The following is a 13,620-nucleotide window of genomic DNA, read 5'->3' on the forward strand; positions in this document are numbered from 1 at the left end:
ACAGTGAAACATATATAGCAGTTAAATCCAAGATTGGCCTAAGTCCAATTGATTTAAATGCTTTTGGCAGCGGATTAATCGATTTTTTTTCGCTTTTTAGTCAGTAGCCGGATTAGTTGCGATCGCTTTTTGATTAAATAATCAGTTAAAAATAGTAGATTCCCCCGATCGCGGGTACAAGAAACGCGGGTTGTGTATCCAGGAAAGTCTCAGAAAGGCTTTTTTTGATGGTCAATGGGTCGATCGCGTCAACCGGCCTTAAATCACAGCTAATTGGTAGTAGCTAATAGGCAGTTAAGATAATAGTCGTTTATACTTATAATAACTCTACAAAATTCGAGCGTCAAAGGTTAAAATTTTATTAAATGTTTTGGCTCGATGCGGCTTGAGTTCTCTTGCTGGCGCTTTCTTGCTAAGGCCAGTTGCCCCTGAGAAATCGTCCCAGGCGATCGGGGGAATATCTGCGATCGCTGTTGACCGTTGCCCCATCCGTTGCCAAATCCGGGGCAACCAACAGAGAAACCGGGTTTCTGTTTGGAGATCGGAGTTAAGTTCAGAATTCCCCAAAGAAACCCGGTTTCTGGTCTTCTACCACGGAGAACCAATCATCGTAAATCCAGACCAGAAATAAGGATGGGACAAATTCATATTCTGCACTCGCACCAACTCTGGGGGCAAAGTAGCCTCATTTAACTGCTTAGACCCAGGCAATTCACTACTAGAAAACTGTAATTGATTATGAATCATTGCCACTTGTGCTTGACGCAAAGCCTCAGCCTTAATTGGGGCAGAATGGAGAGATTCATAAAACTCCACCATAAAACCCAAAGTAGCCGTATCATCGATAGACCATAGACTTGCCAAAGCGGATTTTACCCCGGTACGAACCGCCAAACCAGCAAATCCTAACTCGGCAATTTCATCACCCACTGCGGTGCGACAAGCGGACAAAACTAATAACTCAGTAGCAGGATGATTCAGCCCCAAATCACGCAAATCATCTAAGGGCAACTTATCATTCCAGAAGTAAATAAATGTTTGGTTATTTTGCCCTGGGGTAAAATCAGCATGAGTGGCTAAATGGACAATATCATAGCCATGATGTTCTCGTTCTTCCTGCAAATTTTCTCTCGTAAACTCCTGATTGAACAACTGAGTTCCTGGCCAAAGATTCTGGGTAATTACATTTAACTCCACAGCGACTCCAGGTAAAGGATTCATATCCGGGAAAGTATTCGCCCCCATTGCCAAAACCTTTGTCCCTTGCAGGGATTGATAGCGGGCATCCATCAAGCTAACTGAAGGAATCAAACTCAGGCTATATTTTTCTACCAAAAACTGTTGACCATCATGTAAAGCAGCAATGGGTAAACCCCGTAAACCCGAATCCATACTGAATAATATAGTATCAATTTTTGCTGCTTGTAATTCGGACTCAATGGGGGCAATTAGCCATTGATAAAGTTGTTGGGCTGAAGCTAAATAACTGTTGCTACGCCGTTTAGCCGGATGAGTAATTGCTTCGCGAAACTCTGTCACTTTTTGCATCAAAGCTTGACGATTTGCTTCGGGAACTGCTGCCCGAATTGGCGACCCATCAGCGGTGAATAATATCAGTTCTAATTGATCGTCATAAGCGGTGACATAAACCACCGCAGACTGGGTGCCCGTTTGCTGGGCCATGCTGCCTAAAATTTCTCGCGCTGAAGCGGTGGTAATCACCTGATTTTCGGCAGAACTGCCCAAAAAATCAGCAAATTCACTGGTGCGACTTTCTTCTATGGTTGAGATGCGATCGTCTATAGAAGTTTGGATCGCATTGCTAGTTAATACTGGAATATTTTCGAGAATTTGTTGAGCCGGTTTCTGAGAATTATTTTCGGTAAAATTATTATGATTTTCATGGTTCAAAATTGTAGTTAATTCAGAAAAATTTAGCGGCAAATTATTCAAACTTACTAAATTTGCTGGATTGTCTTTTGAATCATTCAGCCCGTCTTGATTAATATTAATTTTTCCCGTATCGGTGGAAATTTCTCCAGTTTTTACAACCCCTTCGGTACTATTCAGGGTAATATCCCCACTCTCAATTTCACCGCTAGAAGTAATATCGCCAGTATTAATATCGTCTTGGGCATTCAGGGTAATATCTCCGGCAATTCCTTGGTGGGCAATAGTTTCAATATTTCCCGTAGAAATAGATCCTTCGTTACTGGTAGCAGCAATATCACCACTATTGTTGCCCGCGATCGAGCTAATATCTCCGGTATTAATATCTTGACTAGCCGTTAAATCAACATCACCTGAATTGCCAGTTTCTGCTACAGTTTCCAGGTTGGCTGTGGTGACACTTCCCGTTGCGCTGCTCACAGAAATATTCCCACTATTCTCATTACCAAGCGAGCTAATATTTAGGGTGTAAATATCGTTATTTGCCCGCAGGACAATATTGCCACTGCTGCCATTTTCGGCAACCGTGGCCACATTCCCAGCAGTAGCAAAACCGGCGTTACTATTGACAGAAATATTGCCACTATTTTGACTAGCTTGGGAGGTAATATTTCCGGTTTGTACATTATCTTGAGCCGCCACCGTGACATCGCCACTATTGCCATTTTGGGCAACGGTTGCCACATTACCAGTGGTGAGAGAACCCTCATCACTATTCACAGAAATATCGCCACTATTTTGACTAGCTTGGGAGGTAATATTTCCGGTTTGTACATTATCTTGAGCCGCCACCGTGACATCGCCACTATTGCCATTTTGGGCAACGGTTGCCACATTACCAGTGGTGACAGAACCCTCATCACTATTAACAGAAATATCGCCACTATTTTGACTAGATTGAGAGGTAATATCACCAGTTTGTACATTATTTTGGGCAGCCACATTGACATCGCCACTGTTGCCATTTTCGGCAGTGGTTGTGACATCACCAGTGGTGACAGAACCCTCATAACTATTCACGGAAATATCGCCACTATTATCATCACCCTCAGAGGTAATATCACCAGTTTCAACATCATCTTCAGCAATAACAGTAATATCACCAGAATCTCCATCTGTAGCAGTCGAAGCAATATTTTCTGTAATCACAGAACCATCTTCAGCCACTACGGTAATATTTCCCGAACCGTCCTCACCGGCAGAGACCAATTCCGCAGTTTGAATATTGCCTTCGGTGCCATAAGTGTTGATTTGAATATTGCCGGAAGTGCCATTGGGGGCAACGGTTTCTACCAAGCCAGTCTTCACCAGATTTTCACAGCTAAGAATGATCAGATCGCCGCTTTCAATTAGACCGAATGTGCGAATATTTCTGAGGACGACACTGCCGTTAGCCTTTAAGGAAACATCGCCACCAATACCACTATCTGAAAAAGTTTCAATATTTCCCAGACTGTTAATATTGCCCAAACTGAAAATACTAATATCACCGCCTTCGGTGTATCCCGCAGAGCGAATGGCATGGCGATTTTCATCACCGCCTAGGTTCGTATCGCCACGGGTGGTAATTGTGACATTCCCCGCATGACCGACTTGAGAAAAAGATTGAATCGTTGCGGAACCAATATTGAAACTAGGAGTGGGTTCTGTACCCAGAAGATTTACGCATTCACAGGGATTATCATTATTGAGTTGACCAGCAATATTACCCGCATCAATGATAATATTTCCTCCTTGTTGATTTCCCCAAGCACTAATATGAGAGGTACTAATATTACCCGCAGCATTCAGAGTAACATCACCAGCATTGTTCAATTGGGAAAAAGAGAAGATTACCCCGGTATTAATTGCGCCATTGTTACTGATGATATTGACATTGCCACTGCTTTGTGACCCAAAAGTGCTGATGTGAGAGGTGGTAATATCACCATTCGCTTTGAGAATTACATTGCCCCCTGTACCGCTGTGAGCATAAGATGCAAGATTAGCTTGGGCATTGTTAAATATTGATGCGACTTCAACAGAAGATACGTCATCGATGGGACTAATTTGGGCTTCCCCAGATAAGTTGCCAATTGTTGTATTAATGCTGCCATTATGACTGGTGATCCAAATATCTCCACTGTAAGAGTCAGCAGACGAACTTTGGTTATAAGAACTTACAAACCCTGTAAGAATATCTCCACTAGCATCGATCTCGATATGGCCTGCTGAACCTTCCTGGGAATGAGAGTCAAGTTGACCAGCACTGGTGTCAATACTGCCATTATGACTGGTGATCCAAATATTTCCGCTGTAAGAATCAGCCGACAAACTTTGGCTATAAGAACTTACAAACCCTGTAAGAATATGTCCACTAGCATCAATCTCGATATGGCCTCCTGAACCTTCCTGGGAATGAGAATCAAGTTGACCAGCACTGGTGTCAATGGATCCGCTAGTGCTTTCTAAAGTGATCTTACCGCCACGACCTACTTCGGAATCTGATGTTATTGAACTGGTATGAATATCTAGTGCGGCAGTTAAAGCAATAGAACCGGCATCTTCGTAAGATGAAGCATCAATTAACCCCCCAGTTGTATCAATTGCACCACTATTGCTGATCAGAGTGATGTCACCACCCCAGAAATCAGGAGATGTAAATATGTCACCTGTGTTAATATTCCCTTCAGCAGTCAAGGTGACAGAACCAGAGCCTTTGGAACCAGTATCGATCGATCCACCCGTTGTATCAATGGCACCACCGCTATTCAAATTAATATAACCCACATCGTCACCAGATAAAGATATATCAGTTGCACGAATATCTCCTACCGCAGTTAAAGTGACAGAACCGGCAGTTCCATAATCAGCGGAAATATCGATCGATCCACCAGTTGTGTCAATGACATCACCGCTATTCAAAGTGATATCGCCACTCGATAAATCACCAGATAAAGATATGCTGCCTGTTTTAATATCACCTGCCGCATCTAATGTGACAGAACTAGCATCTTCACCAGCCGAAATATCGATTGACCCACCAGTGGTATCAATAACACCATCGCTAGTTAAAGTGATATTACTTGTAGAATGTGCTGCAAATGAAGATATGCTACCTGTGTGAATATCGCCTGCGGCATCTAATGTCACAGAACCGGAACTGTCTAAACCAGGCGAATGAACATGAAGTAAACCGCCAGTCGTATTGATCGCACCATTGTTACTCGATAAACTAATCGCCCATGATTGAATGCTACTGGTGTAAATATCGCCCTCGGCAGTTAAGCTTACAGAACCGAGATGTCCTAAATTAGCCAGAATATCCAGTGACCCGCCAGTTGTATCAATGACGCCAGCATTGCTAATCAGAGTAATATCTCCAGTAAAGCCCCAGACATAATCTGGTATAGATACGCTTATGCTACCTGTGTAAATATCCTGTTCGGCAGTTAAGGTTATAAAACCGGCATATCCTTCATCAGACGAAGTGCTAGTATAAGTAGTATTGAGTGACCCGCCAGTTGTATCAATGGCACCAGCATTACTGGTTAAAGTGATATCGCCACTTTGAATATCATCAGATGTAGAAATATCCTCAATTACCGTAATATTTCCCTCTGCTTGCAGACTTATATCACCACTACCATATGTAGAAATCCCGGTCAACTCATCGGTGACACCGCCAATCGTCACATCGCCATTTGGCACATAAAAAAATGCGCCACTACTGCCAGCAGTGGCTTCTAAATTATTCGCTTCCAGACGCAAAGGTTCGGTTTCTAAACCAATACCTCCTGCCCCTACAGTTTGCAGTTGAACTGCACTGGCATTAATCAAAGAATCGCTATTAACCTGAGCAATATTTCCGCCATTGGCATTGATATTAACCTTGTCACTATTCACTTGGTCTAGGATGATGTTTCCGCCACCTGTTAAAACATTTACCTGACCGCCGGTTTCTGTTGTCACGTCACCAGCAGCTAATACTAACCCGTTATCAGTATTCGGGTCTATAGTGACGGCTGAACTGGTTAAAGTAATGGTGCCATCAGGGTTATGTTGCACTTGAGTGGCGTCAAGAATTTGACTGCCTCCGGTCAATAGTTGTGGTAGAGATAAAGGATTAATTACTCCTTGATTTAATCCCGGTGTGGCGATATCTAAACTGAGAATATTCCCCGGTTGACTAATTCTGACTAGGCTTTCCCCTGGGACGGCGGCAATACTAATATTTCTTCCGGGTGCGGATAGATTTCCACTGTTGAGAATGCCGCCACCTAATAAGGTTAAATTTTGCCCGGAATTTAAGGTTAAGTCGGCAAAGTTAACTACCCATCCTGGTTGGGCTAAATTAAAGCTAAAATCACTGGGATTGCCGACTAAGTTCGCCCAGTTATTGTCGCCAATAGATTGAAACCAATTATTATTGCCAAAGCCAATAGATGTGGCGGTGGTAGCGGTAAAATCTGCGGGTACATTTAGGCTGGCATTTGGCCCAAAGAGAATTCCCGCTGGGTTCATTAAGAATAAGTTAGAATTGCCGCCTGTGACTTGCAATATGCCATTAATTATGGAGGCATTACCGCCGACTACTCGCCCTAAAATGTTGTTGATTTCTGGGGATGATTGAAAGTTGGCAGTTTGCCCAGTATTAACGCCAAATTGGTCAAAACTATGAAATAAGTTGCCGCCGTCTGCTGACCGTTGACCGCCAGTAATATTGATGATATTATCTTGTTGATTAACTATGGTGCCGGTGCCATCGGCTGCGGGGGTGATGGGTTGGGCATTCACCGGAATAGCCAGGGTTGTGGAGGCGAGAATAACCCCTGAGATTAGCTTGATTTTGGCTTGATTTTGGTAGTTCATCTGGTTGATATTTCCTGATTTTTGCCGATTTTATTTGATATAATCGGGATATTTTTAAGTTTAAAATAAGCAAGGCAAAAGACTGATAAAAGGAAATTTGTCACCGGAAAAATTTAAAAATAAATGACAGGTATAGCGGTGATAATCTGGATGAATTACAGAGTTTTTCTGGATTCCCGCGCAGGCGGGAATGACAGAGAATGCAGTAGTACCTTGTCAGGATGATAAAGTAGATTTGTAGGGTGGGCATTGCCCACAATGAAACATATATAGATTTGTAGGGTGGGCAATGCCCACAGTGAAACATATATAGCGGTTAAATCCAAGATTGGCCTAAGTCAAATTGATTTAAATGGTTTTGGCAGCGGATTAATCGATTTTTTTTCGCTTTTTAGTCAGTAGCCGGATTAGTTGCGATCGCTTTTTGGTTAAATAATTCAGTTAAAAATAGTAGATTCCCCCGATCGCGGGTACAAGAAACGCGGGTTGTGTATCCAGGAAAGTCTCTGAAAGGCTTTTTTTGATGGTCAATGGGTCGATCGCGTCAACCGGCCTTAAATTACAGCTAATTGGTAGTAGCTAATAGGCAGTTAAAATAACGTTTATTTATACTTATGATAATCCTAAAAAAAACCATCGTCAAAGATTTAAATTTTATTAAATGCTTGGAATCAATGTTCAGTAGGGGCGCAGGGCGATCGCGTTGGCCATGCAGTCGTCTGGCGTTTCTGTGCCTGTGTGGTGAATCAAATTTCAAGAATCGATTTCCTCTGGATCGATGCCTAAACGTCTCAGTTTGGCTGCTAATTTAGCTGCCTTTTGTTCGACGGTTAAAATTCGCTCCTTTAAAAAAACCCGTCCATTTTTTCTACCCAAATTATGGCGATAATGGCTTTGAGTAAGCCAGGAATTAAATAAATTTTGTAGATTTTTATCCACAGGTGTATCATCAGAATCGGGTAAATCTTCAGCAGCAGGCAAGCAATGTCTATGATTCTATTCTAGTAGCATAACCTTTACAACTTTTTAAAGTTATGTTTATTTTAGCAAAAGCTTGGCAGAAACCGGGTTTCTCTCAGAGATTTTGAGGGCAAATAAACCGGGTTTCTCTCAAAAATTTGGGATTTCAGCATAGATTCTCATAGAAACCCGGTTTTTGGCGTTTCTGGTTTCCCGTAGGCGATCGCGTGGAGGCAAAGCGGGGCAAAGAAACCGGGTTTTTCTCAGAGACTTTGGCATTAAGGCAAAGATAATCACAGAAACTAGGTTTCTGAGTTCCCCAACTTCTCCAAATCAGCAAGCTGCTGATTAAACCAAACCGCCGCATTAATATTATTCCCCTCAGTCATCTGTTCTAACATTTCCGATAACAGGGAAATCGGCAATCCTGCCAAAGCTACAGAAACGGCAATTTGCTGATATTTCCCATCAGATTGTAACCGGAATGCCAGCACTTGCCGTCCCTTAATATCCACTACCCAATATTCGGGAATTCCCAACGCCGCATAAAGCTGTTTTTTCTCATCTAAATCTGTCGCTAAAGTAGTATCAGCTATTTCCCCCACTAAATCAGGAACTCGCCAACGTTCCAGATTAATTCGTCGCGGTTCTCCCTCTGACCATTGAGGCGAACCACCACCGATATACAACACTTTATCAGGAGCCGCTGCTTGCTTTGGCGGTTTTTCAATCACACAACCGCTCAAAGAGTCCACTAGCAACCCCTTTTTCCGAGAAAACCAGACAAAAAATACCAGTGTGAATAAATCGTTAAATCTTGCGTGGTTAATTCCTTCGTTACCCATATTAGCCCAAAGATATCCCTGGTTAAAAAATAGCCTAACATCCTGTTCCAAGTTCGGATTGTCCCGCCATGCTACATAATCATCCCAGGTGGCGGGTTGCCATTGGGGAAAAGCGATATTAATGGTGGGTTTTTCAGCAGTTATAGGAGTCATTATGATCCGCTCCGTTATCTTGTGATATTTTATTATATCCCAGAGATTAAAAAAACCGGGTTTCTCAGATAATTTTTGCCGAAATTGGTCGGAAATTAGCCCAATATTATCTGAGAAACCCGGTGGCTGAATTAAGAAAATTTAAACTGTTTTTCGATCGCGCTGACTAGAGTCTCGCGGGGCAGGAATCGGGGAATATTCACAATTAATTGATTCCCAAATCCACCTGTAACCACGGTTGATTCATTTTTTGCTAAAGCTTCGAGGGATTGCAGCACCACTTCTTCTGGGGTGGCTAGTTTTTGCGGCCCACTAAAATTCATGGCGCTAGGAAACTCTGCCACATTGGGGAAATTGGTACTGGTTGGCCCAGGACAAAGGGCTTGCACCCGAATGCCAAATTGCCGATTTTCTGCCCACAATGCCTCAGTAAAACTGAGAACAAATGCCTTAGTTGCGGCGTAAACTGACATATAAGGTAACGGTTGAAAACCGGCGATCGAACCGACATTAATAATACTGCCGGAACCTTGCCGTTTCATCCCTGGCAAAAATAGGTAAGTGAGTTCAACTAAGGCCAAAATATTCAGTTGAATCATTTCTAGTTGCTTGGCTAAGGGGCGATCGCTAAATGCCCCATAATCGCCAAATCCAGCATTATTAATTAATAGATCGATGGTCAAACCTTTTTGACTCACCTGGTCAAAAATTGCCTGATTAGCGCCGGTCTGAGTCAGGTCAGCGACCAAAACCTCGACCTGAATTGGCGCAATTTGCCGTAGGCGATCGGCCAGTTGATTCAATTTGTCTTCAGAACGGGCTACCAAAACCAGATTGGTTTGCTGTTTCGCCAGTTCTTCAGCAAAAGCGGCACCAATTCCTGATGAGGCGCCCGTGATTAAAGCCGTCTGCATAGTGATAACCCAAATAATGAGCAGATTTCTTAACAAATCTTAACGTTTTTTGGTGAAGGTGTGGGGTGTGGGGAGCAGAGGAGCGGAGGAGCGGAGGGGCAGAGGAGCAGAGGGACGCAGAAACCGGGTTTCTTATACCGTTTTTAATAAAAAATGCAGTAGTAGGGGCGCGGCGGCTTGCGCCCAAATTAAGCTCCTAATTGTAGCACTATAGTTCTTTAAATTGTGCTTCATAGCATTAGGGGCGCAAGCCGCCGCGCCCCTACAGATTTCAAATCACCAGAGATTTTAGGGGTGCAATGCTTGCGCCCAAATAAACCTCGGAATTGTAGCAAAATTTTTTCAAATTGGTAAAATATCGGAATGAATCAAAATAAAAAAGAGACGCTATTAGTAGCGTCTCTCGGATCAATTACAGCGGTTTTCTATTAAATCTACCACAATGATTTGTAGGGGCGAAGCATTCCGGCAGACAAATTATTGCTGAAAATATTAATGTAAATACCGGAATGCTTCGCCCGCTCGTGGTTTAGTAATCTGAAAATCAATGTAAATTGCCGACAAATTACCGCGATTCCGCTTAAGAGCCGATCGCTACGCGAATCGCAGCTTTAAAATTTGCGCGGTTACAGCCAAACTTTCTTCATAAAGCATATCCCGACCCCAACGTTGTAACTGTTGACTCATCAGGGACTCCGCTTTTTGATCGCTCAAAGGAGTCACTTGTTCCGTGCGGCAATTCTGAGCGCTACCCCCCGCTTCCATCCGCATACAACCCGTAGTTTCAGAACAAAGAATCGTGCAACAATTCGCATTACAATTCGTAGAAGTCAAACGCAAACCGATTAAATCACCGGGAATTTCGCCCCAGTCCGCAGTAGGTGCTCCCGCTAATTCTGCTTCAATGGTTTTATGATTTTGACCGATAAATTTAATCCGCTTAATATCATAATCACCACGTTCTTCCGTATAAGTGATCGGTTGCCAACCCAAGCGACTGGCAAACCAACCTAAGAACATCAAAGCTTGAGTGGCATTGCCTTTTTCATAATCAATGGTGATTTGATCGATATCTCCTAAAGAAGCGCGACGTTCTGGGGGATCAAAAGCCGCCGCCGTTAACTCTTGCCAAGAAGATAAACGATGCCAATTCAAATCAGCAATATAAGTTTCGGCATCAATTAAATCCTGCATTTTTAGCAACTCCGACTCTGGATCGCTAAAATAAGAAGAGTCCACAATAATACAATTGCAGCAGCTAGAAAGTTGCTTAAACAACTCCTGTTCTGGATTCGGAGTTGCCTTCCACCAAACAAACTTGGGCAATTCTGGAATCATCAAAGATTTCACCAAGTCGCCCACCCGTTCTAAAGCTTGTTTTGTGCCGCGAATGGTAATATATTCACAACAAACTAGATTACTGCCACTACTTTTTTGAATCGGGCAATAAGCAGAAACTTGAGCCGTCACCCCTTCATCTTCCCCAAAAGTAGGACAGATGGTAATAATGCGGCAGGGATTTTGAGTGGCGATCGCCTCACTCACACTAAAACCCCTAGTATTCAGATTATTAATCTTTTTCCTTTCTGGGGGCAACTTAGCGAACTCTTCCCGTAATTTTTTCAGCGTATGCGGTCCGACGCGCCCAGTAATTTTTAGATTATAAATAGTCTGAGCTTTTTGCACCGCCGCTTTTGTCTGTGACCCATAAACCCCATCAATTGCCCCATCATAAAAGCCCAAAGCGGCCAGCAATTGCTGAAACTCTTCCGGTTCATAAACCACCATACTAAAAGTAGCGGCTCGCGTGGCCACGGAATTTCCTCCAGCCACATTTTGGCTGCGCCAAATATTACTTAATTCCGCTTCAATCTCATCCAGAGAAATATCTTTTGGCTTTTGCAAAGCCACAATTGGTGTCATCATTGCTTTATTCTTGCTTTTCCTTTGTTTTTAGTTATTTGTTTTTAGTTATTAGTTATTCGTTATTCATTGTCAAATAATCAACAAGAAATAACAAATAACTAATATTAACTAATATCGTTATAACCGGCGCCAACGCCGACCATCCCGATTTAATAGTAGTTCGGCTTCCACGGGTTCCCAAGTTCCCGCTTCATATAGAGGAATCACTTCCGGGGGTGCAGGAGCATCCCACACTTCCAACACAGGAGTGAGAACCCGCCAAGACGCTTCCACTTCATCCCCGCGAGTAAACAAAGTCGGGTCGCCTAACATACAGTCAATTAACAAACGACTGTAGGCATCAGCGTTCGCTTGACCAAAGGCGGCATCATAACGAAAATCCATTTCCACCGAACGAGTCCGCAGAGAACTGCCCGGAGTTTTCACCTCAAAGCGCATAGAAATCCCTTCATTTGGCTGAATTCTCATCGCCAGAACATTTCGGTTTACCTGTTTAGCCGCTGATTGAAACATCATATACGGCACTTCTTTAAACTGAATGGCGATTTCTGTCACTTTTTTCGGCATTCGCTTGCCCGTCCGCAAATAAAACGGCACCCCTTTCCAACGCCAGTTATCAATTTGTAGCTTTAATGCCGCATAGGTGGGGGTGGTGGAATTCGGGTCAGCCCCTTTTTCTTGCCGATAACCAGGCACCGGCTTGCCATTCATCCAACCGGCAGTGTATTGACCCCGAACCGCGCACAAGTCCAAATCATCTAAATTCGCCAAACGAGTGGCTTGGACGACTTTAACTTTTTCATTGCGAATACTATCCGCATCCAGAGAGTTCGGCGGTTCCATTGCGGTGAGGCAAAATAGTTGCATCAGGTGATTTTGCACCATATCCCGCAAAGCCCCAGAAGTTTCGTAATAGCCAGCCCGTCCTTCTAACCCGACGGTTTCTGCCACGGTGATTTGCACATGATCGACATATTGGCGATTCCATAACGGTTCAAAAATGGCGTTGGCAAACCGAAATACTAATAAGTTTTGGACGGTTTCTTTACCTAAATAATGGTCAATCCGATAAATTTGTTCTTCTTTACAAACTTGACGCACCACTTGGTTAAGAATTTGGGCAGAAGCTAAGTCACGACCAAAAGGTTTTTCAATGACTAAACGATGTTTGTTTGGGTCAGTGAGCATTCCCGCGAACCCAAGTTGTTGGGCAGCTTCGCCAAAAAATCGCGGGGCGACGGATAAGTAAAAAACCCGATTTCCCCTGGTTCCTCTTTGTTCATCTAGTTCGCTGAGAAATGCTTTGAGTTTTTGGTAACTTTCAGGATTGTCAATATCCCCAGAGCAATAAAATAGTCCTTTGGCAAAATCTCGCCAGATTTCTTCTTCGCCAATGCCACCGCCAAATTCTTCTACGCCTTCGCGCATTTGTTCGCGAAAGTAGTCGTGACTCCAGTCACTGCGAGAAACTCCGACAATGGTGAGTTCTGGAGGTAGTTTGCGCTCCAGTTTCATTTGATAGATAGCCGGGACTAATTTTCTTTGGGTTAAATCCCCAGACGCCCCAAAGATGATCATAATTTGGGGTTCGGGAATGCGACTTTGTTGTAGTCCAACCCGGAGCGGATTTTCGAGCAATGCAACCATAGTTAAAATTAGCGAACAATTGTGAATTTTTTGGTTTTTTCAGGACTGATACACCACCATATATATATCGGGGAAACCACCATATATATATAGCGATTGTCATAGTTATAAAGTACAAAAAAATTTGTCATTCCCGCGAAGGCGGGAATCCAGAAAACCTCTGTACTTCATTCGGACAATAACCGCTATATCGGGGCAATTACCTTATATATATCGGGTCAATCACCTTATAAGTAGGTGAACATAATTAATTGCACTTTTCTGTTCCCACCGATAGGCTGTGGATTCCCGCATTCGCGGGAATGACAGTTTTTTTCTCATGGGGTCTGTGGTGCATTTATTTCTGCCCGTCTACTTATATATCGGGGAAACCA

At 43.2% G+C, this 13,620-nt stretch carries 7 protein-coding genes; all 7 read right to left on the minus strand.

Annotation, left to right across the window (positions count from 1 at the left end; all coding sequences use genetic code 11):
• Positions 1 to 327: 327 nt before the first annotated feature.
• Positions 328 to 567, minus strand: a complete 240-nt coding sequence (locus tag ABWT76_RS02510) for a hypothetical protein (protein WP_354635595.1) — start codon at positions 565 to 567, stop codon at positions 328 to 330.
• 21 nt (positions 568 to 588) lie between these two features.
• Entirely contained in the window at positions 589 to 6,801 is a 6,213-nt protein-coding gene (locus tag ABWT76_RS02515; protein WP_354635596.1) for a CHAT domain-containing protein, read from the minus strand.
• Positions 6,802 to 7,554: 753 nt separating this feature from the next.
• On the minus strand, positions 7,555 to 7,782 hold the full coding sequence (locus ABWT76_RS02520; RefSeq protein WP_054469594.1) for a hypothetical protein: 228 nt from the start codon (positions 7,780 to 7,782) through the stop codon (positions 7,555 to 7,557).
• Positions 7,783 to 8,063: 281 nt separating this feature from the next.
• Positions 8,064 to 8,759, minus strand: a complete 696-nt coding sequence (locus tag ABWT76_RS02525; RefSeq protein WP_054469595.1) for a Uma2 family endonuclease — start codon at positions 8,757 to 8,759, stop codon at positions 8,064 to 8,066.
• A 131-nt stretch (positions 8,760 to 8,890) separates the two neighbouring features.
• Entirely contained in the window at positions 8,891 to 9,673 is a 783-nt protein-coding gene (locus tag ABWT76_RS02530; protein ID WP_054469596.1) for an SDR family oxidoreductase, read from the minus strand.
• 594 nt (positions 9,674 to 10,267) lie between these two features.
• Positions 10,268 to 11,599, minus strand: coding sequence for a glucose-6-phosphate dehydrogenase assembly protein OpcA (gene opcA, locus ABWT76_RS02535; RefSeq protein WP_354635597.1), 1,332 nt, complete (start codon positions 11,597 to 11,599; stop codon positions 10,268 to 10,270).
• Positions 11,600 to 11,716: 117 nt separating this feature from the next.
• Positions 11,717 to 13,246, minus strand: coding sequence for a glucose-6-phosphate dehydrogenase (gene zwf / locus ABWT76_RS02540; RefSeq protein ID WP_354635598.1), 1,530 nt, complete (start codon positions 13,244 to 13,246; stop codon positions 11,717 to 11,719).
• Positions 13,247 to 13,620 lie beyond the last annotated feature (374 nt).

The sequence above is a fragment of the Planktothricoides raciborskii GIHE-MW2 genome (genome assembly GCF_040564635.1).
Taxonomy (GTDB): Bacteria; Cyanobacteriota; Cyanobacteriia; order Cyanobacteriales; family Laspinemataceae; genus Planktothricoides; species Planktothricoides raciborskii.